The sequence below is a fragment of the Rhodopseudomonas sp. BR0M22 genome (assembly GCF_010907035.1).
Classification (GTDB): domain Bacteria; phylum Pseudomonadota; class Alphaproteobacteria; order Rhizobiales; family Xanthobacteraceae; genus Rhodopseudomonas.
This window is the reverse complement of the sequence record NZ_QUMK01000001.1, coordinates 96,609-120,221: the sequence shown is the minus strand read 5'-3', so window position 1 is coordinate 120,221 and position 23,613 is coordinate 96,609. Positions and strand designations below refer to the sequence as shown.

The window sequence follows — 23,613 nt, the reverse complement described above, 5'->3', positions numbered from 1 at the left end:
TTCTGCGGCCCCATTGGCTCGCCTGGTGGAGCGGAGAGGGCGTGATGGACCGAGCGCCAGCGTGTCGAGAGACCGCATCTAGTCCTGCGGTTCGGGCTGCATCTCGCCGGAAGCGTCGATGCGCAGCCAGCCGCTCGGCGCCAGCCGCTGCTGCGGAAGGTAGCGGCCCTTATAGTCCATCTTCTTGGAGCCTTCGATCCAATAGCCGAGATAGACGTAGGGCAGGCCGAGTCGCCGGGCGCGGGCGATGTGATCGAGGATCATGAAGGTGCCGAGCGAACGGTGCTGTTCGTTCGGCTCGTAGAATGAGTACACCATCGACAGCCCGTCTCCGAGCACGTCGGTCAGCGCCGCAGCGATCAGCTCGCCGCCGCGGCCGGTCACGCCGGTGTCCGGGGTGCGCTTGCGATACTCGATCAGCCGGGTCTGGACGTGGCTGTCCTCGACCATCATCGCGTAGTCGAGCACCGTCATGTCCGCCATGCCGCCGTGACGATGGCGCTGGTCCAGATAGGCGCGGAACACCGAATACTGCTCGGAAGTCGGCACCGGATTGCGCTGCTCGCCGACGATGTCGGCGTTGCGGGCCAGCAGCTTGCGCTGGTTGCGCGACGGCTTGAACTCGTTGGCGATCACCCGCACCGAGACACAGGCGCGGCACTGGTCGCAGGCCGGGCGGTAGGCGATCGACTGGCTGCGGCGGAAGCCGCCATGGGTCAGCAGATCGTTCAGCTCGCCGGCCTTGTTGCCGACCAGATGGGTGAACACCTTGCGCTCGTGCCGGCCCGGCAGATACGGGCACGGCGAGGGGGCCGTCAGGTAGAATTGCGGTGTGTCGCGCGAGTGCTGGGTCACGTCGGGTCGTCGGCCTCCAACGTGACCAGCATCGCCTTACGTCCGCCTCCGGTCAATCGCTTTCGCCCTTAGTAGGATCGCGCCGGCTGAGAGGCGGGCACGGTGCTGTTGATAATCACAGTTCCGAGCACGATGTCGTGGAGCAGCCGGCGGCGCGCATTGAACAGTCCGACCAGCAGCACCAGCGGCGTCAGCATCGACAGCGACAGCCAGAACAGGAACGCGTGCGCCGCGCCCAGCACGAAGTAGCCGGGCTCGCCGGTCCAGGTGGTCAGCTCGAGGCCCATGGTCCGCATGCCGATCGTCGCCGAGTGCGGACCGCCGAGCGAGGCGCCGTAGTACACCAGTGCCCAAATCACCGACATTGGCGACACCAGCCAGAACAGCGTCCAGCCGAGGCCGAGCGTCACCAGACCGAACATCGCGATGAACACCGTCACCACCACGACCGGTACGGTGAGCACGACGAGATCGATCAGGAACGCGAACACGCGCTTGGTCAGCACGCCCTGAAACAGTTCCGGATTGAGCCAGGGATCGAACGCCGCGGCACGAACCTCGCCGCCGCGCCAGCCACTCCCGCCATAGTCAGCCATCAGCCTGCTCCCCGTTGCACGCTCCCGAACCGGAGCGATCGTCCGGCTCGACATGGCGACGGTTCGGCGGCCTTGCAAGGCTGCCGCGACATTACAAGCTGTCCATCGCTTCGCCAGAGAGCTGACGAATCACCCTGGCGGAGCGAGGCGGGAGAGTGCCGCAGGCTCAGCCTTGCTGGCGCAGTTTCTCGGCTGCCGCCGGGGCGAAGTAGGTGAGCACGCCATTGGCGCCGGCGCGCTTGAAGGCGAGCAGGCTCTCCATCATCGCCCGGTCGCCGTCGAGCCAGCCGTTGTTGGCGGCCGCAGCGATCATCGCGTACTCGCCCGACACCTGATAGGCGAAGGTCGGCACCCCGAAGGTGTCCTTCACGCGGCGGACGATGTCGAGATACGGCATGCCGGGCTTGACCATCACCATGTCGGCGCCTTCGGCGAGGTCGAGCTCGACCTCGCGGATCGCCTCGTCGGTGTTGGCGGGATCCATCTGGTAGGTGCGCTTGTCGCCGGTCAGCGCCTTGGCCGAGCCGATCGCGTCGCGGAACGGGCCGTAGAAGGCGGACGCGTACTTGGCCGCATAGGCCATGATCTGGACGTCGAGATGGCCAGCGGCATCCAGCGCTTCGCGGATCGCGCCGATGCGGCCGTCCATCATGTCCGACGGCGCGATCACGTCGCAGCCGGCCTCGGCCTGCACCAGCGACTGCTGCACGAGCACCGCGACGGTCTCGTCGTTGAGGATGCGGCCATCCTCGATCAGGCCGTCATGACCGTGGCTGGTGTAGGGGTCGAGCGCGACGTCGCACAGCACGCCGATCTGCGGGAACTCCTTCTTGATCGCGCGCACGGTCTTGCAGATCAAGTTCTCCGGATTGGAGGCTTCGGTGCCGATCTCGTCGCGGAGCGACGGTTCGGTGAACGGGAACAGGGCGATGCAGGGGATGTCGAGCTTGGCGGCGCGCTCGGCGTCGCGGACGATCTGGTCGACGCTGAGGCGCTCGACGCCCGGCATTGAAGCCACCTGAACTCGCTGGTTGGTGCCGTCGATCACGAACATCGGCCAGATCAGGTCGTCGGTGGTCAGAACGTTCTCGCGCACCAGGCGGCGGGCCCATTCGGTCTTGCGATTGCGGCGCGGACGGATGGTTAGATCGAGCGGGGGAGCGGCGGGCCGAGTCGAGGGGTCACGAATCTCGATGGGACGGCCGAACTTGATCGCCATGGTGCCAACTCTCCCTGCAGGCTCTGCTGTGTTCATGGAAAGTAGCATTTTGGCACCCCCGCGTCACCGCACTGTTGATTTGGCGCAATCAAAAGGTTCCGCCGCGATCACAGCCGATTGATTTTGCTGGCCCGGCGGGCCAAGACTCGCACCCAGACCGCACCGCACCACCACCCTTCCGGTAGCCGAGCCGCATGTCCGAACTTCCATCACGCGAACAGCCGCCACGAGATCAGGCGATTTCGGTCGCGGCGATTTCGCCGGAGCGGCCGGACAACCACGACAACGACTGGACCCGGCGCCTGGTGCTGTTTCTGCGGGTGATGGCCGTGCTGTCGGTCGTCAAGGGACTCTACCATTGGGCACAGATCACCGGCTTTGTCGGCGGTGAAGACGACGCGTTCGAAGTCCAGACCATGGCCTGGCAGACCGCGACCGTCTATTTCGCCGTGATCGAGCTGGTCGCCGCGGTCGGACTGTGGCTCGCAACGCCGTGGGGCGCCGTCGTGTGGCTGACGACCGTGGTGTCGATGGCGGTGATCGAACTGATGTTCCCGTCGATCTACGGCGGCAGCCTGCTGGTGGTGCTCGGCGAAGCGCTGCTGCTGGCGGCCTATCTGGCGCTCGCCTGGATGGCGGCGCGCGAACGGCCGCCATAGCGCGGGCGACGAGCGCTGCCGCATCACGCAAGGCGGCGCCATATCAACAATCAATAATGAAAAGAGAGGGAGACACCATGGAGCAGCTTCATTCCGCCGGCACAGGCGGCAGCCTGATCCTCAATGCGATCGCGCGCTACGGCGACCGGCCCGCGATCGCCGACGGCAGCATTCGCTGGAGCTATCGCGAGCTCGGCGACGCAATCGGCCGCTTCATCACGCTGTTTCGCGATTGCGGCCTCGCCAAAGGCAGCGCGCTGGCGATCCTGTCGTCGAACCGCGCCGAGTCATGGGCGGCGATCTGCGCCGCGACCGTGATGGGAGTGCGCTACACGCCGTTGCACCCGATGGCGGCCGAGGACGACCACGCCTTCATCATCGAGGACGCCGAGATCGACGCGTTGATCGTCGAGAGCGGCAAGTTTGCCGCGCGCGGCGAGGCGATCCGCGCCCGCGTGCCCGGCCTGAAGCATCAGTTGTCGTTCGGACCGGTGAACGGCGCCCGCGATCTGCTCGATGGCTTCGCAGCGGTTCAGCCGGCCCCGCTGGTCGACGACAGTGCGACCTCCGATATCGCGTGGCTGGCTTACACCGGCGGCACCACGGGCCGCTCCAAGGGCGTGATGATCCCACATCGCGCGCTGACCACGATGGCGGTGATCCTGTATTCGGATTGGGACTGGCCTTCCGACATTCGTTATCTGGCCGCGACACCGATCAGCCACGCCGCCGGCGTCACCGTGTATCCGGTGATGATGCGGGGCGGCTTCACGCGGCTGGTGCAGGGCTTCGAAGTCGAGTCGTATTGCCGGGTGATCGCCGAGGACAAGATCACCGCGGTATTTCTGGTGCCGACGCTGATCTATGCGCTGATCGATGCACCGCAGGTGAGGGCGCGTCACGATCTGTCGTCGCTCGACATGATCGTCTACGGCGCCGCCCCGATGTCGCCGGATCGTCTGCGCGAAGGCATCAAGATCTTCGGCAATGTCTTCGTGCAGCTCTACGGCCAGACCGAAGCGCCGCAGTGCATCACCACGATGCGCAAGGTCGACCACGACGATACCAAGCCTGGCCGGCTCGGCTCATGCGGCCGGCCCAGCCCGCTGCTCGACGTCAAGCTGTTCGATTCCGAGATGCGCGAAGTCGCCCCCGGCGAGCCCGGGGAAATCTGCGTGCGCGGTACGCTGGTGATGGACGGCTATTGGAAGCGGCCCGAAGCGACGGCGGAAGCGTTCCGCGGCGGCTGGCTGCACACCGGCGACGTGGCGGTGAAGGATGCCGACGGCTATCTCTATATCGTCGACCGCACCAAGGACATGATCATCTCCGGCGGCTTCAACATCTACCCGCGCGAGGTCGAGGACGCGCTGATGGCGCATCATGCGGTCGCATCGGCCGCCGTGATCGGCGTGCCCGACGACAAATGGGGCGAAGCGGTCAAGGCCTTCGTCGTGCTGAAGCCGGGCGCCAACAACGATGCCGCCGAGCTGCAGGCGCACGTCAAAGACAAGCGCGGCGCGCCATGGTCGCCGAAGTCGATCGATTTCGTCGAAGAGATCCCGGTCACGGGGCTCGGCAAGATCGATCGCAAGGTGCTGCGTGCCCCATATTGGGAAGGCCGCAACCGCGGCGTCGCGTAAACAATCTCGCGGCATTTTATCGAAACGCGGTCCGGATAGGGTTGTGAAGACCTTAACCGGATCGCGCACCGCGCGGCTGATCCGTTACGCAGATCTTTCAAATTCGAACGAAGCTGTCTTCAAATGCGACACGGCCTTGCCGGAAAGCCCTGAATCGGCGCCGATCCGTGAATCAAACGTTGCAAAAAGCCCTTGATTTGCAGGCTTAATCCGCGATTCACTGTCTTAAATTCATGATCTCTTTATCGTCTTATTTAAGCTGATGTTCAAAGCGGCCCCTTAAGGTGGACCTATCAGACGAGACAGAAGTTTCGTCGAATAAGTCGATCAAAAAAGACGACAGGGGAAGTGTCATGATCAAAGCAGTCGCCACGGTGGCGGAGACCACCGCACCCGCAGCAGCCAACGCACCGGTCCAGCCGCTCTACCTCGAAGCTCTCACTTTGGTGGAGCGGCTGCACCGCCGGCTGCTCGACGTGATCAAGGACGAGTTCGACCGTCGCGGCCGCGCCGATATCAACTCGGTGCAGGCGCTGCTGCTCTACAACATCGGCGACAAGGAATTGACCGCCGGAGAGCTGCGTACTCGCGGTTACTACCTCGGTTCGAACGTGTCGTATAATCTGAAGAAGCTGGTCGAGCTCGGCTTCCTCGATCATCAGCGCTCGCGCGTCGATCGCCGCTCGGTGCGGATCCGCCTGACCCCGCAGGGCCAGGAAGTCCGCCACATCGTCGAGGCGCTGTATCAGAAGCACGTCAAGACGGTGGAACAGGTCGGTGGCATCTCCAGCGAGGAGTTCGCCACGCTGAACAAGTCGCTGCACCGCCTCGAGCGGTTCTGGACCGACCAGATCCTGTATCGGCTGTAAGGCCGCGTAAGACATACGCGCCAACGCCGGCCGGCTTCCGCCGAGCCGCTGCTCGCAAGAAGCAGGCCCGCGCGCTGTCAGTCTCCAGACCTGTCGTCCTCGGCCTCCCCACAAGGGAGGCCGATTTGTTTTTGCACCGCCAAATATTCCGGAACCGGAGGGAACCATTGCCGCCGCAAACGCTTAACTCCCGGCAAGCCGTTGGAGAAGAACGATGCTGATCGAGCGAGGGCTTCGGGTGATGAACGTGGACCGGATCGGAAAGGCTTACGACATCGCGGCAAACTATCTGCGCTGCACCGGCTCGATTCCCGACACCGATGCGACGCACGACGCGCTGCTGGAATCGATCGTCAGAATGTTTCAGCGCGGCGAAACCAATCCGATCCGACTCGCCAACAAGGCGATCTCGAGCTTTGAGTCCGCGAAGATCGCGGCCTGACGAAAAGGGGACAATATGCAGCGCGCTATCGACCGCGTCATCCAAACCTATGGACTGCTGACCAACAAGGAAGCAGCCGAAAATTCAAAGCCGAAGGTGGAACGTTACATTCGGAAGCTGGTCGAAGCCGGGGAGACCGACGACAATCGGCTCACGGTTTGCGGTCTGGTGTATCTGCGGGAACTTGACGGCAGCAATGATCCAGTGAAAGCTGGCTACACAGGGATGTAGCACGGCAGAGAATCGATGATGATGCGGCTGATCGCGGGATTTGTTGCGGTCTTGCCGGCAATTGTCATCATGACGGGCGTCGTTGCCACCGCGGAGACGCCGCAGAAGCACTCGTTGATCGAGTGGATCGGCATCAAGCAGGCGTTCGGCTGGCCGCCGAACGGCGCCGACGTTTTGCGCTATCTCCATCAGTTCAATATGTTTCAGGTTCAGGTTGCGGGCCTCGCGGATTCGCGGGGCGACGATGCGTTGCGGCAGTTTGCCTTCGCACAAGCACAGCTCGCCCGCGAACGCGACCAGGAAGTGTTCAAGCTCAACACCTTCACGCTGCTGGCGATAGATTTTCCCACTCGCCCCAACGCGGTGATCAGCAACGAACTCGCCGGACTGCGCGGCGCAGTGGGCCAGCGCTTCGTCAGCGATTTCCGGCGTAAGCAGATCGGCATGTTCCGCAGCACCATCGACGTGATGCGACGCTATCTGCTGCACCCCAACAACGATCAGATCCGGCGGTTCACCGCCGAACAACTGCCGCTGTTCGAACGCGATCTGGAAGCGCTCGAAGTCGGCAAGCCAAGCTGAGACCGGCTGCGCTTGAGCGCAGCAGCGTCGTGGCGTAAATCGAAGCCATGAGCATTGCCCATTCGGACGCCGTCACCGACGAGCAGATCGCGCATCTGGTGCGCACCTTTTATGGCCGCGCGCGGAGCGATGAGGTAATCGGTCCGATTTTCGCTTCTGCGGTCCACGATTGGGATCACCACATCGCCCAGATCACTGATTTCTGGTCGTCGATGCTGCTGAAGACCGGACGCTACGGCGGGCGGCCGATGCGGCCGCATCTGGTGCTCAATCTCGCACCGGAACACTTCGACCGCTGGCTGAAGCTGTTCGAGGCGACCGCGACCGAGCTGTTCGCCCCGGAACTGGCGGCCGAATTCATCATCCGCGCCCGCCGTATCGCCGACAGTTTTGAAATGGGCATCGCCACGACGCAAGGCAAAGTCGCGAGTCCTCGGCACAGCGTGTAGTTCGGGCGCGGCCTTCCAGCCCGTCATTCCCGGGCGCTCACGTTAGTGAGCGAACCCGGAATCTGGAGCTTGTGGAAACGCTCGCCCGGCCAATCTCGGGATTCCGGGTTCGCGCTACGCGCGCCCCGGAATGATGGGAGGGAGAGGGCGCTCACGCGGTCCGTTTGGTGACGTCCCTTACGACTTTGCAGCCTCGAGTTTGTCCTGCGTCTTCGTCTCGAAGTCGCCGGCGTCATGGCGTTCGTGAAGCTGGGTCGACGGATCGCCGCTGACGCGGTTGACGATACGGCCGCGCTTCACCGCGGGGCGGGCGCCGATCGCCTTGGTCCAGCGCTGCACGTTCTTGTAGCTCGCCACATCCAGGAATGTGGCGCTGTCGCCATACAACACGCCGTTGGCCAGCCCGCCGTACCACGGCCACACCGCGATATCGGCGATCGAGTATTCGCTGCCGGCGAGATACTCAGTCTCCGCGAGCCGGCGGTCGAGTACGTCCATCTGCCGCTTCACCTCCATGGCGAAGCGGTTGATCGGGTACTCCCACTTCTCTGGGGCATAGGCATAGAAATGGCCGAAGCCGCCGCCGAGATACGGGGCTGAGCCCATCTGCCAGAACAGCCAGTTCAGGCATTCGGTGCGGCCGGCCGGATCCTTCGGGATGAATTCGCCGAACTTCTCGGCGAGGTAGAGCAGGATCGAGCCGGATTCGAACACGCGCTGCGGCGGGTTCACCGAGCGGTCGAGCAGCGCCGGGATCTTCGAATTCGGATTGACCGCGACGAAGCCCGACGAGAATTGGTCGCCGTCGCCGATCTTGATCAGCCAGGCGTCGTATTCGGCGCCGGTGTGGCCTGCGGCGAGCAATTCCTCGAGCAGAATCGTCACCTTCTGGCCGTTCGGGGTCGCCAGCGAATACAGCTGCAGCGGATGCTTGCCGACCGGCAGCTCCTTGTCGTGGGTCGGACCGGCGATCGGGCGGTTGATCGACGCGAATTTACCGCCATTCTCCTTGTCCCAGGTCCAGACGGATGGCGGCGTGTAGGGGGCGTCGGTCATGCAAGGGCTCCGTCTTGTGGTTCGGATTATCGTTGGGTGGGACCACAGAGATTGGCGAGGCGGGCGCCCAATGCAAGAGGCTGTGAGGCGGCGAGGTGAGCCCCTGCAAGCGGCTGTGACCTCTGCAGGCGTCGCCGGACGAGTGCCGAGGCGAAGGCGCGGTGCGCAACGCCGCTGTCAACTGATTTTCGTCCGGCGCTGCGGATTTGATGCGGCCGCCGTCATCGTGCTGCGCTACAACGCGGGGCAACGACACAACGGACGATGGACGACATGGACAAGAAGGCGATGCGCGAAGAGGCCGAACGGCTGATGCGCGAGGCGATGGCGACCCGCAACGTCACGGTGAAGCAGGGCGATACCGTGATCATGGCCACCTGCGGCAAATGCGGCGCGCCGAACAAGGTGAAGGCACCAAAGGGCGTCAGCCGGGTTGCCTACACTTGCAAGGAATGCGGGGCGAAACAGGAGACGTTGTGAGTCCAGCGGTAGCCCGGATGAGCACAACGACATCCGGAATTTGCCGGAGATCCAGTCGCCGAGCTCAGGTCGCAGATTCATCTCGGCGAGCGATATCGATCCCGCAGACGGTGGCTGCGGCGGGGAGGGCGAAGTCTCTTCTTAGAGCTAAGCGTTTGCGTGGCCGTACCGCTATCGATACGAGTAAGCCTGCGCGTTGCTGCGCTCCGATGATCGCCAATTCTCAATCAAAGATGGTTGTGCGCAACGAGCCGCGCTGGAACGCAAATGCAGCCTCGATATCGCTTTCGACAACGCGGCCGCGGGAGAGTCTGGGTAGGCGGTCCGCCGGGAAAAAATCGACGTCGGTTGTTTCACCGCGGGCTGACGGAGCCGTCAGATCTGTTCTTTCGCAAATGAAGAACAGTTTATAGAAGTCACGCGCGTCCGGCTCGTAGGGTTGCTTTGCCTTGTGGCGGACGCTGTAGAGGCTTCGTGCGGAAACGGCGATTCCGGCCTCTTCCCAAATTTCCTTCACGACGTTTTCTGCCGCGGAGCGACCGACATCGGCAAAGCCGCCCGGAAGTGTCCAGCACCCGTCGCTCCTCTCGCGAACGAGAAGGATCTTGTCTTTCTCGATCACGGCCCCACGGACATCTACTTTGGGTGTGGCGTAGCCCTTGGCGAAGTCCGACACGAGGCCTTCGATCCGCTCGATCGGCACAGTCCCCAGCTGAGCTATCATGCTGTTGGCGATGTGTGCGATCTCGCCATAGCGCTCCTGATCAAACTCGTCCTTGCAGAAGGACAGGCCTGTCGAGGCAATTGCCTGAAGCTGTTTCGCCCATGCGAGCCATCGGTCTTCCATGGCAACCCTCCGTGCCGTTCAGCCGGTGCACACAGCCGTGGACCAGTCGTCAGTTCACAAAGGCTCTGTGCTCGCCCGATGGTGTATTCCGCGCATGCGGCATGAAATGGTCAACTGGTCTGCAACGGTAGCCCGTTGGAGCAAAGCAATAGACATCGGCTGACCAATTCGGGCTATCAGCCTTGCTGATGCGAACAGCGGTGTTATGGCCCCGTTAGTGGCTGACTCTCGCAGCCTCACTGCGACGTTTCAGACCGGCCAGGATGCGGCGCCGGAGCAGGCCGCTGAACGGACGGACCGCGTACCAGTAGGGCAGCAGCTTCCGGCGGGTGCGGCGATCGGGGCAGAAGGCGCGGGTTTCGGTCGTCAGGCGAATGCGGCCGTCGCTTTGCGGAGCGAGCGCGAAGTTGAGCGCGAGCTTGACGAAGCCGGCACGCTGAAACGCGGCGAAAGCAGCGCCGTCAGGAATGCGGGCGAGACCGAAATCGGGGCGCCAGAATTGCCCGACCAGGCCGAAGACCACTTCGCGGTCGTCGTGCTCGAGCAGGGTGAAGTCGTCGATGCCGAACACCCTCGGCGACGTCTCGCTGCCACCGAGCAAGCGCCTCGCGCGCATCGGCAGTTCGCGCAAGGTGATCAGCACGCGGAACAGCGGATCGTCCTCCGGACGGAACGTCAGAATCGCGGCCAGCACCTTGTCGGCCGGCGCATCGACCAGGACGGCGTGGCGCTCGTTGAAGCTGAATGACGGCACGTATTTGTCGATCAACGTCATTGGACGGCTCGGGCAATCTGCAGGCTGTGCGGAGGCGAGGGCCGGGAAGTGTTTGTTTCGGCGGGGAGCCATCTGCGTTGGTTGCGTCGGGGTGCGCTCCTGTTGAGATTCCGTCAAACGCAAAGTGCGGTGCTCGGTCTGCTCACGAGAACGCCGGCTCACGGATTCGCCGCCCCAACCCGCTCCCTCCCTGCCGGGGGGACGTGTCCGCGTGGGCGGTTCGGGAGAAAAGGAGGGGTTCCAGGAGGATTGACCTCCTGCAACTTCCTCGCATCCACCATATCTGGGTCTGACTGGGGCGCATGGCCGCAAATGTGGCGGCGTCCTTGGCCGGCGGGGGCGGATGTGCTATGGCCCAGCCGCCGCTTCCGAACCGCTATCCCGTAACCGCTCGCACCCGATGAACCGGCTGCGACGGTGGAGACTTTTCCCATGAGCACAGCAAACCCCGCGTCCGCGCCCGACAGCTTCTTCTCCGCCTCGCTCGAGCAGGCCGATCCCGAGATCGCCGCTGCGATCCGCGGCGAACTCGGCCGCCAGCGCCATGAGGTCGAGCTGATCGCCTCAGAGAACATCGTCAGCCGCGCGGTGCTGGAAGCGCAGGGCTCGGTGATGACCAACAAGTACGCGGAAGGCTATCCGGGCAACCGCTATTACGGCGGCTGCGAATTCGTCGACGTCGCCGAAAATCTGGCGATCGAGCGCGCCAAGAAGCTGTTCGGCGCGGGCTTCGCCAACGTCCAGCCGAATTCCGGCAGCCAGATGAACCAGGCTGTGTTCCTGGCTCTGCTGCAGCCGGGCGACACCTTCATGGGCCTCGATCTGGCCGCCGGTGGCCATCTGACCCACGGCGCCCCGGTCAACATGAGCGGCAAGTGGTTCAAGCCGGTACATTACACCGTGCGCCGCGAAGACCAGATCATCGACATGGACGCGGTCGCCAAGCTGGCCGAGGAGGCCAAGCCGAAGCTGATCATCGCCGGCGGCTCGGCCTATCCGCGCGCCTGGGACTTCAAGCGCTTCCGCGAGATCGCCGACAGCGTCGGGGCGTATTTCATGGTCGACATGGCGCACTTCGCCGGCCTGGTGGCGGGCGGCGTCCATGCCTCGCCGGTGCCGCACGCCCATGTCGTCACCACCACCACCCACAAGTCGCTGCGCGGCCCGCGCGGCGGCCTGATTCTCACCAATGACGAGGCGCTGGCCAAGAAGTTCAACTCGGCGATCTTCCCCGGCCTGCAGGGCGGCCCGCTGATGCATGTGATCGCCGCCAAGGCGGTGGCGTTCAAGGAAGCGCTGCAGCCCGACTTCAAGGTCTACACGAAGAACGTCGTCGAAAACGCCAAAGCACTTGCGGAAACGCTGCGTGGCGCCGGCTTCGATCTGGTCTCGGGCGGCACCGACAACCATTTGATGCTTGTCGACCTGCGGCCGAAGGGGCTGAAGGGCAACGTCTCGGAGAAGGCGCTGGTCCGCGCCGGCATCACCTGCAACAAGAACGGGATCCCGTTCGACCCGGAGAAGCCGTTCGTGACCTCGGGCCTGCGCCTCGGCACCCCGGCGGCGACCACCCGCGGATTCGGCGTCGCCGAGTTCCAGCAGGTTGGTAACTTCATCGCCGAAGTACTGAACGCGATTGCGCAATCCGAAGGCGGCAGCGCCCCGCTGGTGGAAGCCTCGGTGAAGCAGCGGGTCAAGGAATTGACCGACCGCTTCCCGATTTATCAGTAACGACCAACGGCCCGTCATGCCCGGGCTTGACCCGGGCATCGATCTTCTTCGCAAGATGATGGATTGCCGGGCCTTCGCCGCGCCGAAGGGGCTTCAATCCCGCAGGCGGGTCAGGCCCGGTAATGACGTAGGGAACGAGCGATGCGCTGCCCGAACTGCAACAGCCTCGATACCCAGGTGAAGGATAGCCGGCCCACTGAGGATTCCTCGGTGATCCGGCGGCGGCGGGTGTGCATTGCCTGCAATTTCCGATTCACCACCTTCGAGCGGGTGCAGCTTCGCGAGCTGATCGTGATCAAGCGCAACGGTCGACGGGTGCCGTTCGACCGCGACAAGCTGGTCCGCTCGGTGCAGATCAGTTTGCGCAAGCGGCCGGTCGATCCGGAGCGGGTCGAGCAGATGGTGTCGACCATCGTGCGCGAGCTGGAAAGCGGCGGCGAGGCCGAGGTTTCGTCTGAGGCGATCGGCGAGAGCGTGATGGATCACCTGCGCAAGCTCGACGACGTCGCCTATGTCCGGTTCGCCTCGGTGTATCGCAATTTTCGCGAGGCCAAGGACTTCGAGGCAGTACTTGGCGAGCTGTCTCACGAGGACGAGGCGAAAGCGACCTTGGTCCGCAAATGATCTTCCGCATCCTGGAGGAGCAGGTCGGCCAGAAGCTCGCTGCCGAGAAGGCGGCCAAGGCCGGTGAGTCCTCCGATCGCCGCTTCATGCAACTGGCGCTGGCGCTCGGCCGGCGCGGGCAGGGGCGGACCGGCACGAATCCGGCCGTCGGCGCGGTGCTGGTCAAGGACGGCATCATCGTCGGCCGCGGCTGGACTCAGGACGGCGGCCGCCCCCATGCCGAGGTCGAAGCGTTGCGGCGCGCCGGCGATGCGGCGCGCGGCGCCACGCTCTACGTGACGCTGGAGCCGTGCTCGCATCATGGCCGTTCGCCGCCGTGCGCCGATGCGATCATCGCGGCCGGAGTCGCACGCGTTGTGTCGGCGATCGAAGACCCCAATCCGCTGGTCGGCGGCCAGGGACATGCCCGGCTGCGCGCGTCCGGCATCGCGGTGGAGACCGGGCTGTGTGCCGAGGAGGCAGCGCGCGACCATGCCGGCCACCTCCATCGCATCCGCGACCACCGTCCGCACGTCACGCTGAAGCTGGCGGTCTCGGCCGACGGCAAGATCGCCGCCGCCGGCCACAAGCCGGTCGCGATCACCGGAGAGGCTGCCAACGCGCGGACGCATCTGCTGCGCGCCCGCTCCGATGCGGTGCTGGTCGGGATCGGCACCGTGCTGGCCGACGATCCGGCGCTGACCTGCCGGCTGCCGGGGATGGCGGCGCAATCGCCGATCCGGGTGGTGCTCGACCGGTCGTTGCGGATTCCCACCACCAGCAAGCTCGTGCATTCGGCGCGAACCACGCCGCTGTGGCTGATGGCCTCCGAGATCGCCGAAGCCGCGACCGCCGCGCGGCTCGGCGCGGCCGGTGCCGAGGTGGTCCACGTCGCCGATTGCGCCGACGCGCCGGGCCTCGATCTGCCGGCGGTGCTGCGCGCGCTATCGGACAAGGGCGTGACGCGCCTTTTGGTCGAAGGCGGCGCCCGCGTCGCCGCGGCGTTCGTCAATCGGCGGCTCGCCGACGAGATCTGGCTGTGGCACAGCCAGACGCCGATCGGCGCCGACGGTGTCGACGCACTGGACGGCCAGGCGCTGACCGCGATCACCGATTCCCCGCATTGGCGCGTTCGCAGCACAGACCGCGTCGGCGCGGATAGGCTCACCATTTACGATTCGAACTAGAAGGCATTCCATGTTCACCGGCATTGTCACCGACATCGGCGAGATCGAGACCGTCAAGCCGGTCGCGCAGGGCCAGTTGCACCGGCTGCGGATCCGCTGCGCCTACGACCAGTCGACCATCGCCGACGGCGCCTCGATCGCCAGTAACGGCATCTGCATGACCGTGGTCGGCTCCGGCATCGAGGGCGGCAAGACCTGGTACGAGGTCGACGCCGGCGCCGAGACGCTGGCCAAGACCACCGCGAGCGCCTGGGCCGCCGGCACCCGACTCAACCTCGAACGCGCGCTGAAGATCGGCGATGAGCTCGGCGGCCACATCGTCACCGGCCATGTCGACGGCATTGCCAAGGTGGTGGCGCGCGAGGAGCTGCCGGACATGGCCCGCTTCACGCTGGAAACCAGCCGCGAGCTGGCGCGGTTCATCGCGCCGAAGGGCTCGGTGACGCTCGACGGCACCTCGCTGACGGTGAACACCGTCGAGGACACCAAATTCTCGGTGCTGATCATCCCGCACACGCTGACGGCGACCATTTTAGGCGGCTGGCAGGTCGGCAGCGAGGTCAATATCGAGGTCGACCTGATGGCCCGCTATGCCGCGCGCCTGAGCGAGATGAAATAGAAACCACCGTCATGCGCGGGCTTGACCCGCGCATCCATCCTCTTAACAAGATGGATCGCCGGGTCGAGCCCGGCGATGACGTTCGAGTAGGATTGAGAGTCCCATGGCAGACGCACGGCGCGCACCTCTGAAAGACCAGACCGACGTTTCGGGCGCGCGCGTCCTGATCGTCGAGGCGCGGTTCTATGATGATATCCAGGACGCGCTGCTGGAAGGCGCGGTTGCCGAGCTGAAGGCCGCCGGCGCCACCCACGACGTCCTGACGGTGCCCGGCGCGCTGGAGATCCCGGCCGCGGTTGCAATCGCTATCGACGCCGCGGAAGCTGCCGGCAAGCCCTATGACGCCGCGATTGCGCTCGGCTGTGTGGTGCGCGGCGAGACCATCCATTTCGAGATCGTGTCGATGGAGTCGGCCCGCGCGCTGATGGACCTCAGCGTCGCGCGCAAATTCCCGCTCGGCAACGGCATCATCACCGTTAACACCGACGAGCAGGCCTGGGCGCGGGCCAAGCCCGGCGACCTCAACAAGGGCGGCGACGCCGCGCGCGCCGCGCTGGCGATGCTGCGCATCAAGCGCCGGCTGGCGAAGGCGTGATGCCGATGGCCGAGATCAACAAACCCGCGTTCAAAAAGCCCGATCTTAAAAAGATGACGCCGAAGGGCGAGCGCAAGGCCAACCGCCGGGGCGCGGCGCGCCTCGCTGCGGTGCAAGCGCTGTACCAGATGGACATCGGCGGCGCCGGCATCAACGAGACCTTCGCCGAGTTCGAGAGCTTCTGGATCGGCAACGAAGTCGAAGGCGAACAGTATCTCCCCGCAGAGGCCGCTTTCTTCCGCGACATCGTCGCCGGCGTGGTGCGCGATCAGAAGCAGATCGATCCCCTGATCGACGATCTGCTCGCCAAGGGCTGGCCGCTGGCGCGGATCGACGCGATCCTGCGCGCGGTGATGCGGGCAGGGGCCTACGAGCTCGAACACCGCAAGGACATCCCGGCGCGGGTCGTCGTCTCCGAATATGTCGACGTCGCCCACGCCTTCGTCGAGAAGGACGAGACCGGCATGGTCAACGCCGTGCTCGACCAGATCGCGCGGCGGTTCCGCGAGGACGAGTTTACGCGTAGCTAGCCAAGCGCCACGGCCTAACCTCTCCCCGCGCGCGGAGAGAGGTCGGATCGCACCGTCAGATGCGATCCGAGTGAGGGGGCGCTTCCGCGAAGCCGAGCGTCAGTGCTCGGGGCACCCTCACCCCAGCCCTCTCCCGCAAGCGGGAGAGGGAGCGCGCCGTGCCTTGGGTAACGTAGGTGCAATGACGGCGAGGTTCTTGCTTCGATGCCCTCCGGTGAAGACGGTCTGATCGCACGCTACTTCAAGCCACTGGCGACCGATCAGGGCGCGCGCGGGCTCGTGGATGACGCTGCCGTCTTGGCGGCGACGGGCAGCGATCTGGTGCTGACCACCGACGCGATCGTCGAGGGCGTGCATTATCTCCCCGACGATCCTCCGGAGGCCATCGCCCGCAAGGCGCTGCGGGTGAACCTGTCTGATCTCGCCGCCAAGGGCGCCGAGCCGGCCGGCTTCCTGCTGACGCTGGCGCTGCGCCGGGCCGACGAGCGTTTCCTCGCGCCTTTCGCCGCCGCGCTCGGCGAGGATGCGGCGACGTTCCGCTGCCCGCTGCTCGGCGGCGACACGGTTTCGACTCCTGGCCCGATGATGATCTCGGTGACGGCGCTCGGCCGGGTGCCGCCGGGCCGGATGGTGGCGCGCGACGCGCTGCGCCCTGGCGACGCCATCGTCGTCACCGGCACGATCGGCGATGCCGCGCTCGGGCTCGATCTGCTGCAAGGCCGGGCGACCGCCGCCAATCAGGCTGACCATGCGTTTCTGATCGATCGCTATCGGGTGCCGCAGCCACGCTCGGCTCTGGCGGCGGCCGTGCGCGACTATGCCGGCGCGGCGATGGACATCTCCGATGGCCTCGCCGGCGATCTCGCCAAAATGTGCGCCGCCTCCGGGGTCACCGCGATTGTCCGCGCTGCTGCGGTGCCGTTGTCGGACGCTGCGTGTGCGATTGCGGGAACTGATGAGTCGAAGCTCGCGCGATTACTCAGCGGCGGTGATGATTACGAATTGCTTTGCGGCGTTGCACAAAACAACCTCGATCAGTTTCTTGCTGCGGCGCAACGAAGTGACGTGCAGGTGACTGTCATTGGTGTCGTCGAGCAGGGAACTGCTCCGCCTCGCTGGCTCGATCAAAACGCCCGTGAAATCGCACTGAAGACGCTGTCTTTCAGTCATTTCTGACGCTTAGTCACTGGTATTCCAGCGCGAGGAAGCCCGCTGGAATAGCCCGAAGGTCGGCGGAAAAGCCCAGCTTAGTCCCTTCGCAGCGATTGCGGAGCACCTGTGATTTTGGCAAGGTTCGCCGCGATTTGAGGCTGCCCCGCAAAAGAGGGCACGCCATCTTGTTGCGCGCCCGCGCCGCTCCCGCAGCGCAGGCACGGGGGTGAAACTCGGGACTGAGGCAATCAGGTATGACAGCTCTATGGGTGATCGTGCTCTGCGGAGCGCTATCGATCGTATACGCCATCTGGGCGACCTCGTCGGTGCTCGCTGCCGACCAGGGCAACGCGCGGATGCAGGAAATCGCGGGGGCGGTGCGTGAAGGCGCGCAGGCCTATCTGAAGCGCCAATACATGACCATCGCCATCGTCGGCGTGGTGATCTTCGCAGCGCTCGCTTACTTCCTCGGCATCCTGGTGGCGGTCGGCTTCGCGATCGGCGCGATCCTGTCCGGCGCGGCCGGCTTCATCGGCATGAACGTCTCGGTGCGCGCCAACGTCCGCACCGCGCAGGCGGCCACCACCTCGCTCGCCGGCGGCCTCGAACTGGCGTTCAAGGCCGGCGCGATCACCGGCCTCTTGGTCGCGGGTCTCGCGCTGCTCGGTGTCACCCTGTATTTCATCTACCTGATCCACTTCGCGGCTTTGCCGGCCAACAGCCGCACCGTGGTCGACGCCCTGGTCGCGCTCGGCTTCGGCGCGTCGCTGATCTCGATCTTCGCTCGTCTCGGCGGCGGCATCTTCACCAAGGGTGCGGACGTCGGCGGCGACCTTGTCGGTAAGGTCGAAGCCGGCATTCCGGAAGACGATCCGCGCAACCCGGCGACGATCGCCGACAACGTCGGCGACAACGTCGGCGATTGCGCCGGCATGGCGGCCGACCTGTTCGAGACCTATGCGGTGACCGCGGTGGCCACCATGGTGCTGGCCGCGATCTTCTTCGGCACCGCCTCGCCGGAGCAGTTGCAGAGCGTGATGACACTGCCGCTCGCCATCGGTGGCATCTGCATCCTGACCTCGATCGCCGGCACCTTCTTCGTCAAGCTGGGTGCCTCGCAGTCGATCATGGGCGCGCTGTACAAGGGCCTGATCGCCACCGGCGTGCTGTCGCTGATCGGCGTCGGCGCCGCGATCTACTGGCTGGTCGGGTTCGGCGCGCTGCCGGGCGTCAGCTATACCGGCATGTCGCTGTTCCTGTGCGGCGTCGTCGGCCTCGCGGTCACCGGCCTGATCATCTGGATCACCGAATACTACACCGGCACCGACTTCCGCCCGGTGAAGTCGATCGCCCAGGCCTCGGTCACCGGCCACGGCACCAACGTGATCCAGGGCCTCGCCATCTCGATGGAAGCGACCGCGCTGCCCGCGATCGTGATCATCGCCGGCATCCTGATCACCTACAGCCTTGCCGGCCTGTTCGGCATCGCGATCGCCACCACCACCATGCTGGCGCTGGCCGGCATGATCGTCGCGCTCGACGCCTTCGGTCCGGTCACCGACAACGCTGGCGGCATCGCCGAGATGGCCGGCCTGCCGAAGGAAGTGCGCAAGTCGACAGACGCGCTCGACGCCGTCGGCAACACCACCAAGGCCGTCACCAAGGGCTACGCGATCGGCTCCGCCGGTCTCGGCGCGCTTGTGCTGTTCGCCGCCTACAACGAAGACCTGAGCTACTTCGTCGCCAAGAAGACGCCGTACTTCGTCGGCGTCGAGCCGAACTTCGCGCTGACCAACCCCTATGTCGTGGTCGGCCTGCTGTTCGGCGGCCTGCTGCCGTATCTGTTCGGCGCGATGGGCATGACCGCGGTCGGCCGCGCCGCCGGCGCGATCGTCGAGGAAGTGCGTCGCCAGTTCCGCGAAAAGCCCGGCATCATGAAGGGCACCGACAAGCCGGACTACGGCAAGGCGGTCGACCTTCTGACCAAGGCGGCGATCAAGGAAATGATCATCCCGTCGCTGCTGCCGGTGCTGTCGCCGATCTTCGTCTACTTCGCGATCTATGCGATCGCGGGCGGCGGAGCGGCCGGCAAGTCGGCGGCGTTCTCGGCGGTCGGCGCGATGCTGCTCGGCGTCATCGTCACCGGCCTGTTCGTCGCGATCTCGATGACCTCGGGCGGCGGCGCCTGGGACAACGCCAAGAAGTATATCGAGGACGGCCACCACGGCGGCAAGGGCTCCGACGCCCATAAGGCCGCGGTGACCGGCGATACCGTCGGCGATCCCTACAAGGACACCGCGGGTCCGGCCGTGAACCCGATGATCAAGATCACCAACATCGTCGCCCTGCTGCTGCTGGCGATCCTGGCGCACTAAGCGTCAGGAGAGGTTGGTCCAACATGAAGCCCCGCGGCGCGAGCCGCGGGGCTTTTCATTTTCCGTCGCTTTCCCTCATTTCGGAAGCAGGGTAGCTTTTGACGAAGTTTTTGATTCTTGCCGTTTTGAAGAAAAAGTCATGAATTTCTTTGGCGCATTTACTTTCGGGGTTAAAACGTTTCTGCCGGGTTTTGTTTGGCTCGCGATCTTAATCGTTGGCGAAGACAAAATTGGGCCAAATCTTGCGCTATCCTCAATCTGGAAATTCGCCATCGCCCAGCCGACACTTGCCTTGGGGCTGGCATTGCCCGTCGCGACCTTGCTGGGGTTGTTGTCAAATATTGTAGTGTTTATGGGGCCCTTAGATTCGTTGGTTCGCGATCCTGTCCTCGAGCAAGATGAGAAGCTAAGAGAGTTGTGCGCACATTTGTCGGGATGCTTATTGGATCGGTGTTGGTCATCCGGCTCATTCCAGCGTCCTGACCTTAGGGAGGAGTTCGATTCGAAAATCGATCCCGAATTGCTACTCATAGAGAAAATCGGTGTCGCTACTGTCGACCACATTCGCGAGGGATATTGGTACCACCTTGAATTCCAACTAAATCTTCTGTTGTCGTTGGTCGGCGTGATGATCGTCACTTTGTTTTACGTGGTGGAGTCTCCGGCGCCTACAACTTCTCTACTCATTCTTTTGATGACTCCTCTAGTTGGCGTGTACTTGCTGAAGTCCGCTCGAAAGAATTTTGCTAGGTACATGGCAAAGAGGGCAAGTCTTATCGCTGCCGTCCTAAGTTCAGACAAAATGAAAGCAGTTGCAGGTAAACGGTAAGGCGAGCCATCTAAAGAGGGATGACCAATGTCACTGTCATCCGCCAAGACCTGCGCGCCGCCAAGTGGTGAAACAGAAGAAAGCGAGCGTCGTACCAAGGCGCTGCCGAGCTTACGGTTCAAAGCGAGTTAAGCCTGAGCAAGCGCGTCAAGACCCTAGAAATGCGTGACCCGCAGCCGAAGGCTTCATTCAAGCCATAGTGGAATTACGCACCTCGGCTAACTTTAAGCTCTACGGTTAAAAAAATGACCGACCGCATCCAGCCTGACCGAGAGAAGCCCGCCTCAAACTCTCGAACATTGATTAATTTCGTTGGTATAACATGGCGGATGTTAGCAACGAATTGTGGTGCGATCGCGGCTGTGGCTTCGGGAATTGGTAGCTTAGCGGCAGCTCTGGTGGCATATGCAGCTTTGGAATTGTCCAGAGACGCGACCCGGATATCTCAAGAGTCGTTTCGACTCACGTCAGAAAGCACAGTGAGAGACCAGCGCTTTCAAGAGATTCAGTTAATGCCGTTTGTGCGCATTGAGGTCGACCCCGCACGGTTGGAAATCACGGTCGTCAATAACGGAACGGGCATTGGCGACATCTACGAGTTCTTTATGATATTGGGCGAAAGGCATCATGTGGTGAAGAACGGCGAAACGAACCTCAAGGACATTAGGGAGCGCGGGTCTGATTTTTTGCGTTGGGCTGTGTCGGTGCCCAAGACAAGCTTCCAGGGCAAATTTGAGAATAGTAGATTTGAACTCTCGATTCCGCGAGGCGCGCTTATGCCCGGTCAGCGTCACACTATTCTTCGATTTTTCCCGCAAGGTGTCGAGGAAAGTTCTTTGTCCGATGCATTTCTCAGTTTGACTGATAGCATGTTATTTGGTGTCTGTTTCACAAACGTGCATGGCAATCTTAATGGCAGATACGCTTGGGGAGACATATCCAATTCGCACAATTGCGACCCAAAGCCTACCAATCCTCTAGGCCTCGATTGGGGTAAGGGGGCTAATTAGAAGAAGTAATCGTGCAATCCTCGGTCGCCGGTCGCGCCACCGACGTGATCCAGGGGCTGGCGATCGCGATGGGATCCACGACGGCGCACGCGATGGTGATCATGCCCGGCAATATGGTGGGGTGTTTTCCTGTTCGGCGGCCTGCTGCCGTACCTGTTCGGCGCGATGCGCATGACCGCGGTCGGCCGCGCCGCCGGCGCGATCGTCGAGGAAGTGCGTCGTCAGTTCCGCGAAAAGCCCGGCATCATGAAGGGCACCGACAAGCCGGACTACGGCAAGGCCGTGGACCTGCTGACCAAGGCGGCGATCAAGGAAATGATCATCCCGTCGCTGCTGCCGGTGCTGTCGCCGATCTTCGTCTACTTCGCGTGACCTGCCCCTGAGTTTTTCCTCCAGTTGGAGTTAGAGTCCGGCCAGACGAGGACGGACTGATGAATCGAGCAAGGTTCACGGAAGAGCAGATCATCGCGGTGCTGAAGGAGCACGAGGCCGGCGCCAAGACGGCCGATCTGGCGCGCAAGCACGGCATCTGTGAAGCAACGCTGTACAATTGGAAGGCCAAATTCGGCGGGATGGACGCCTCGGAGGCCAAGCGACTACGGCAGCTCGAGGACGAGAACGCGAAGCTGAAGAAGCTGCTGGCCGAGCAGATGCTGGATGCGGCGGCGTTGCGCGAGCTTCTGTCAAAAAAATGGTAGGGCCCGCCGCCAAGCGCGAAGCCGTCGCGCACCTGCAGACCGTGATGGATCTGTTGGAGCGTCGGGCCTGCCAGATCGTGGGAGCGGACCGCAAGATGGTCCGCTATCGGTCCCACCGGCCGCCGGACACCGAGCTGCGTGCTCGGCTGCGCGACTTGGCGAACGAGCGGCGGCGGTTCGGCTACCGCCGGCTGCACGTGCTGTTGCGGCACGAGGGGCATCTGGTGAACCGCAAGAGGACGCAGCGGCTCTACCGGGAGGAAGGGCTGTCGGTACGCCAGCGGCGTGGGCGCAAACGGCCGACCGGCGCACGGGCGCCGATCCTGGTTGAGGCCAAGCCGAACGCGCGCTGGTCGGTCGACTTCGTGTCGGACCAGTTGGCGTCCGGGCGGCGCTTCCGCATCTTCAACGTGGTCGACGACGTCACCAAGGAATGCCTGGCGGCGATCGCGGACACCTCGATCTCCGGACGGCGGGTGGCGCGCGAACTGGCCGACGTGATCCGGCGACGGGGCAAGCCTGACCTGATTGTCTCCGACCATGGCACCGAGTTCACCTCGAACGCGATGCTGGCCTGGACCCAGGATGCCGGCGTCGACTGGCACTTCATCGCGCCCGGCAAGCCGATGCAGAACGGATTCGTCGAGAGCTTCAACGGCCGGATGCGGGACGAACTCCTCAACGAGACGCTGTTCTACGATCTCGATCACGCCCGCGCCGCCGTCGCCCGATGGATCGGTGCCTACAACCGGACACGACCGCATTCCGCGCTGGGCTACATGACACCCGCTGCCTACGCAGCCTCCATCACCGCAACGGACGATCGGCTGCGCAACCCCGACCAGCTCCGCCGATCGTCCGTTGCTCAACCGGCGCACCTGCGCCAATCTCAACCCGTGACTCTGGCTTCAGCTGGATGAATGAAAGGGGTCACAGCAAGCGCAGCGAAACCCACCAAGCGCCTGCCACGGGATCGACGTGGATGATGGGTATCGCTTCGCTAAATCCATCCACGGCCGACGGCAGCCTTGAAACCTCTCGGAACCCGGCGCGTTAGCCGATCCCCGACCGACGAGAGGACAAAGACATGAGCGGCGTGAGCAACATCAAGGAACATATGGAATTCATCGGCGCAGACGGCGTGCATGTCGGCACCGTCGACAACGTCGAGGGCAACCGCATCAAGCTGACCAAGAAGGATAACGGCGAGGGCAGCCACAAGGGCCATCATCACTTCATCGACGGCGGCCTGGTGGCCGAGGTCGAGGGCAACAAGGTGCGACTGTCCGCCAACGCCGCTGTTGCCGCGACGATGGAGGAAGAGAAGTAGTTAGTCGAATTCGACTTGCTGAAGCACTGTGGCTTGGCGGCGATTGCCGCGGGACCTTTTCTTGCGCCTAGCGAAGCCCTCATGGTGAGGAGCATCGCGAAACGATGCGTCTCGAACCATGATGCTACGATTGCGACGCTGCCCGCGCCTGTGGCCATCCTTCGAGACGCCCCGGCTGCGCCGGGGCTCCCTCAGGATGAGGGGCAATGCATTGTGGCTGCGACTGTTCCTTCAGCATGATAGGTGACGAG

26 protein-coding genes and 1 pseudogene are annotated in these 23,613 nt (G+C 63.8%); 21 read left to right on the top strand and 6 right to left on the bottom strand.

What is annotated here, in order from left to right; genetic code table 11:
• Positions 1-78 precede the first annotated feature (78 nt).
• The 3 genes from DY468_RS00575 to hemB all read right to left on the bottom strand — a co-directional run bounded on the left by DY468_RS00575 (position 79) and on the right by hemB (position 2,670).
• Positions 79-855 carry an arginyltransferase gene (locus tag DY468_RS00575; protein WP_164601369.1) on the bottom strand — a complete coding sequence of 259 codons (777 nt, stop codon included), beginning with the start codon at positions 853-855 and terminating at the stop codon, positions 79-81.
• A 68-nt stretch (positions 856-923) separates the two neighbouring features.
• Entirely contained in the window at positions 924-1,451 is a 528-nt protein-coding gene (locus tag DY468_RS00570) for an RDD family protein (RefSeq protein ID WP_164601368.1), read from the bottom strand.
• A 166-nt stretch (positions 1,452-1,617) separates the two neighbouring features.
• The gene (hemB, locus tag DY468_RS00565; RefSeq protein WP_164601366.1) at positions 1,618-2,670 is read right to left on the bottom strand and encodes a porphobilinogen synthase; all 1,053 of its coding nucleotides are present in this window, start codon (positions 2,668-2,670) and stop codon (positions 1,618-1,620) included.
• A gap of 194 nt (positions 2,671-2,864) precedes the next feature.
• Between hemB and DY468_RS00560 the strand changes: the two genes are divergently transcribed.
• The 7 genes from DY468_RS00560 to DY468_RS00530 all read left to right on the top strand — a co-directional run bounded on the left by DY468_RS00560 (position 2,865) and on the right by DY468_RS00530 (position 7,545).
• Positions 2,865-3,329, top strand: a complete 465-nt coding sequence (locus DY468_RS00560) for a DUF6163 family protein (protein WP_164601364.1) — start codon at positions 2,865-2,867, stop codon at positions 3,327-3,329.
• 77 nt (positions 3,330-3,406) lie between these two features.
• Positions 3,407-4,972: an AMP-binding protein gene (locus DY468_RS00555; RefSeq protein WP_164601362.1), complete on the top strand. Its 1,566-nt coding sequence runs from the start codon at positions 3,407-3,409 to the stop codon at positions 4,970-4,972.
• A gap of 353 nt (positions 4,973-5,325) precedes the next feature.
• Positions 5,326-5,841, top strand: coding sequence for a transcriptional regulator LdtR (gene ldtR, locus DY468_RS00550; RefSeq protein ID WP_164601360.1), 516 nt, complete (start codon positions 5,326-5,328; stop codon positions 5,839-5,841).
• Between the two features lie 214 nt (positions 5,842-6,055).
• Positions 6,056-6,283 carry a hypothetical protein gene (locus DY468_RS00545; protein WP_164601359.1) on the top strand — a complete coding sequence of 76 codons (228 nt, stop codon included), beginning with the start codon at positions 6,056-6,058 and terminating at the stop codon, positions 6,281-6,283.
• 15 nt (positions 6,284-6,298) lie between these two features.
• Positions 6,299-6,514, top strand: coding sequence for a hypothetical protein (locus DY468_RS00540; protein ID WP_164601357.1), 216 nt, complete (start codon positions 6,299-6,301; stop codon positions 6,512-6,514).
• A gap of 69 nt (positions 6,515-6,583) precedes the next feature.
• Positions 6,584-7,096, top strand: a complete 513-nt coding sequence (locus DY468_RS00535; RefSeq protein WP_246700835.1) for a DUF4142 domain-containing protein — start codon at positions 6,584-6,586, stop codon at positions 7,094-7,096.
• A 47-nt stretch (positions 7,097-7,143) separates the two neighbouring features.
• Complete coding sequence (locus DY468_RS00530) at positions 7,144-7,545, top strand: group III truncated hemoglobin (protein ID WP_164601353.1); 402 nt, start codon at positions 7,144-7,146, stop codon at positions 7,543-7,545.
• 177 nt (positions 7,546-7,722) lie between these two features.
• On the opposite strand, the gene yghU is transcribed toward DY468_RS00530, so the two are convergent.
• Positions 7,723-8,601 (bottom strand): glutathione-dependent disulfide-bond oxidoreductase, encoded by an 879-nt coding sequence (yghU, locus tag DY468_RS00525; protein ID WP_164601351.1) that lies wholly within the window; start codon positions 8,599-8,601, stop codon positions 7,723-7,725.
• Positions 8,602-8,874: 273 nt separating this feature from the next.
• On the opposite strand from yghU, the gene DY468_RS00520 reads away from it, so the two are divergent.
• Complete coding sequence (locus tag DY468_RS00520; protein ID WP_164601462.1) at positions 8,875-9,081, top strand: hypothetical protein; 207 nt, start codon at positions 8,875-8,877, stop codon at positions 9,079-9,081.
• A gap of 223 nt (positions 9,082-9,304) precedes the next feature.
• On the opposite strand, the gene DY468_RS00515 is transcribed toward DY468_RS00520, so the two are convergent.
• Complete coding sequence (locus tag DY468_RS00515) at positions 9,305-9,928, bottom strand: NUDIX hydrolase (RefSeq protein WP_164601349.1); 624 nt, start codon at positions 9,926-9,928, stop codon at positions 9,305-9,307.
• Between the two features lie 214 nt (positions 9,929-10,142).
• The gene (locus DY468_RS00510) at positions 10,143-10,703 is read right to left on the bottom strand and encodes a hypothetical protein (RefSeq protein WP_164601347.1); all 561 of its coding nucleotides are present in this window, start codon (positions 10,701-10,703) and stop codon (positions 10,143-10,145) included.
• Between the two features lie 432 nt (positions 10,704-11,135).
• Here DY468_RS00510 and glyA point away from each other — a divergent pair, with 432 nt between their 5' ends.
• From glyA to DY468_RS00445, 13 genes and pseudogenes are all read left to right on the top strand, one after another.
• Positions 11,136-12,434, top strand: a complete 1,299-nt coding sequence (gene glyA, locus DY468_RS00505) for a serine hydroxymethyltransferase (RefSeq protein WP_164601345.1) — start codon at positions 11,136-11,138, stop codon at positions 12,432-12,434.
• A gap of 141 nt (positions 12,435-12,575) precedes the next feature.
• The gene (gene nrdR / locus DY468_RS00500; RefSeq protein WP_164601344.1) at positions 12,576-13,058 is read left to right on the top strand and encodes a transcriptional regulator NrdR; all 483 of its coding nucleotides are present in this window, start codon (positions 12,576-12,578) and stop codon (positions 13,056-13,058) included.
• Entirely contained in the window at positions 13,055-14,224 is a 1,170-nt protein-coding gene (gene ribD, locus DY468_RS00495) for a bifunctional diaminohydroxyphosphoribosylaminopyrimidine deaminase/5-amino-6-(5-phosphoribosylamino)uracil reductase RibD (RefSeq protein ID WP_164601342.1), read from the top strand. The genes nrdR and ribD overlap by 4 nt, the downstream gene beginning before the upstream one ends.
• 10 nt (positions 14,225-14,234) lie before the next feature.
• Positions 14,235-14,843, top strand: a complete 609-nt coding sequence (locus tag DY468_RS00490; RefSeq protein ID WP_164601340.1) for a riboflavin synthase — start codon at positions 14,235-14,237, stop codon at positions 14,841-14,843.
• Positions 14,844-14,946: 103 nt separating this feature from the next.
• Complete coding sequence (ribH, locus tag DY468_RS00485) at positions 14,947-15,438, top strand: 6,7-dimethyl-8-ribityllumazine synthase (protein ID WP_164573619.1); 492 nt, start codon at positions 14,947-14,949, stop codon at positions 15,436-15,438.
• Between the two features lie 5 nt (positions 15,439-15,443).
• Positions 15,444-15,968 carry a transcription antitermination factor NusB gene (gene nusB, locus DY468_RS00480; RefSeq protein ID WP_205511741.1) on the top strand — a complete coding sequence of 175 codons (525 nt, stop codon included), beginning with the start codon at positions 15,444-15,446 and terminating at the stop codon, positions 15,966-15,968.
• Between the two features lie 204 nt (positions 15,969-16,172).
• Entirely contained in the window at positions 16,173-17,144 is a 972-nt protein-coding gene (thiL, locus tag DY468_RS00475; RefSeq protein ID WP_164601338.1) for a thiamine-phosphate kinase, read from the top strand.
• Between the two features lie 230 nt (positions 17,145-17,374).
• A complete protein-coding gene (locus DY468_RS00470; protein ID WP_164601336.1) occupies positions 17,375-19,495 on the top strand; it encodes a sodium-translocating pyrophosphatase in 2,121 nt (706 codons plus the stop codon).
• A 139-nt stretch (positions 19,496-19,634) separates the two neighbouring features.
• The gene (locus DY468_RS00465; protein ID WP_164601334.1) at positions 19,635-20,324 is read left to right on the top strand and encodes a hypothetical protein; all 690 of its coding nucleotides are present in this window, start codon (positions 19,635-19,637) and stop codon (positions 20,322-20,324) included.
• Between the two features lie 245 nt (positions 20,325-20,569).
• Positions 20,570-21,334: a hypothetical protein gene (locus tag DY468_RS00460; RefSeq protein WP_164601332.1), complete on the top strand. Its 765-nt coding sequence runs from the start codon at positions 20,570-20,572 to the stop codon at positions 21,332-21,334.
• Positions 21,335-21,463: 129 nt separating this feature from the next.
• Positions 21,464-21,700, top strand: a pseudogene (locus tag DY468_RS00455) (sodium/proton-translocating pyrophosphatase); the annotation flags it as partial.
• A gap of 65 nt (positions 21,701-21,765) precedes the next feature.
• Positions 21,766-22,952, top strand: a protein-coding gene (locus tag DY468_RS00450) for an IS3 family transposase (RefSeq protein WP_205511739.1) whose coding sequence is annotated in 2 segments (ribosomal slippage) — positions 21,766-22,020 and positions 22,023-22,952 — 1,185 coding nt in all. Because the reading frame shifts where the segments join, the coding sequence is not laid out codon by codon here.
• Between the two features lie 167 nt (positions 22,953-23,119).
• On the top strand, positions 23,120-23,362 hold the full coding sequence (locus tag DY468_RS00445) for a DUF2171 domain-containing protein (RefSeq protein ID WP_205511737.1): 243 nt from the start codon (positions 23,120-23,122) through the stop codon (positions 23,360-23,362).
• Positions 23,363-23,613: the final 251 nt, after the last annotated feature.

What these genes read in the sequence shown, in the direction of transcription:
- DY468_RS00570 (WP_164601368.1), bottom strand. Translation starts at nt 1,451, where the DNA reads ATGGCTGACTATGGCGGGAGTGGCTGGCGCGGCGGCGAGGTTCGTGCC.
- hemB (WP_164601366.1), bottom strand. Translation starts at nt 2,670, where the DNA reads ATGGCGATCAAGTTCGGCCGTCCCATCGAGATTCGTGACCCCTCGACT.
- DY468_RS00560 (WP_164601364.1), top strand. Translation starts at nt 2,865, where the DNA reads ATGTCCGAACTTCCATCACGCGAACAGCCGCCACGAGATCAGGCGATT.
- DY468_RS00555 (WP_164601362.1), top strand. Translation starts at nt 3,407, where the DNA reads ATGGAGCAGCTTCATTCCGCCGGCACAGGCGGCAGCCTGATCCTCAAT.
- ldtR (WP_164601360.1), top strand. Translation starts at nt 5,326, where the DNA reads ATGATCAAAGCAGTCGCCACGGTGGCGGAGACCACCGCACCCGCAGCA.
- DY468_RS00545 (WP_164601359.1), top strand. Translation starts at nt 6,056, where the DNA reads ATGCTGATCGAGCGAGGGCTTCGGGTGATGAACGTGGACCGGATCGGA.
- DY468_RS00540 (WP_164601357.1), top strand. Translation starts at nt 6,299, where the DNA reads ATGCAGCGCGCTATCGACCGCGTCATCCAAACCTATGGACTGCTGACC.
- DY468_RS00535 (WP_246700835.1), top strand. Translation starts at nt 6,584, where the DNA reads ATGACGGGCGTCGTTGCCACCGCGGAGACGCCGCAGAAGCACTCGTTG.
- DY468_RS00530 (WP_164601353.1), top strand. Translation starts at nt 7,144, where the DNA reads ATGAGCATTGCCCATTCGGACGCCGTCACCGACGAGCAGATCGCGCAT.
- yghU (WP_164601351.1), bottom strand. Translation starts at nt 8,601, where the DNA reads ATGACCGACGCCCCCTACACGCCGCCATCCGTCTGGACCTGGGACAAG.
- DY468_RS00520 (WP_164601462.1), top strand. Translation starts at nt 8,875, where the DNA reads ATGGACAAGAAGGCGATGCGCGAAGAGGCCGAACGGCTGATGCGCGAG.
- DY468_RS00515 (WP_164601349.1), bottom strand. Translation starts at nt 9,928, where the DNA reads ATGGAAGACCGATGGCTCGCATGGGCGAAACAGCTTCAGGCAATTGCC.
- DY468_RS00510 (WP_164601347.1), bottom strand. Translation starts at nt 10,703, where the DNA reads ATGACGTTGATCGACAAATACGTGCCGTCATTCAGCTTCAACGAGCGC.
- glyA (WP_164601345.1), top strand. Translation starts at nt 11,136, where the DNA reads ATGAGCACAGCAAACCCCGCGTCCGCGCCCGACAGCTTCTTCTCCGCC.
- nrdR (WP_164601344.1), top strand. Translation starts at nt 12,576, where the DNA reads ATGCGCTGCCCGAACTGCAACAGCCTCGATACCCAGGTGAAGGATAGC.
- ribD (WP_164601342.1), top strand. Translation starts at nt 13,055, where the DNA reads ATGATCTTCCGCATCCTGGAGGAGCAGGTCGGCCAGAAGCTCGCTGCC.
- DY468_RS00490 (WP_164601340.1), top strand. Translation starts at nt 14,235, where the DNA reads ATGTTCACCGGCATTGTCACCGACATCGGCGAGATCGAGACCGTCAAG.
- ribH (WP_164573619.1), top strand. Translation starts at nt 14,947, where the DNA reads ATGGCAGACGCACGGCGCGCACCTCTGAAAGACCAGACCGACGTTTCG.
- nusB (WP_205511741.1), top strand. Translation starts at nt 15,444, where the DNA reads ATGGCCGAGATCAACAAACCCGCGTTCAAAAAGCCCGATCTTAAAAAG.
- thiL (WP_164601338.1), top strand. Translation starts at nt 16,173, where the DNA reads ATGCCCTCCGGTGAAGACGGTCTGATCGCACGCTACTTCAAGCCACTG.
- DY468_RS00470 (WP_164601336.1), top strand. Translation starts at nt 17,375, where the DNA reads ATGACAGCTCTATGGGTGATCGTGCTCTGCGGAGCGCTATCGATCGTA.
- DY468_RS00465 (WP_164601334.1), top strand. Translation starts at nt 19,635, where the DNA reads ATGAATTTCTTTGGCGCATTTACTTTCGGGGTTAAAACGTTTCTGCCG.
- DY468_RS00460 (WP_164601332.1), top strand. Translation starts at nt 20,570, where the DNA reads ATGACCGACCGCATCCAGCCTGACCGAGAGAAGCCCGCCTCAAACTCT.
- DY468_RS00445 (WP_205511737.1), top strand. Translation starts at nt 23,120, where the DNA reads ATGAGCGGCGTGAGCAACATCAAGGAACATATGGAATTCATCGGCGCA.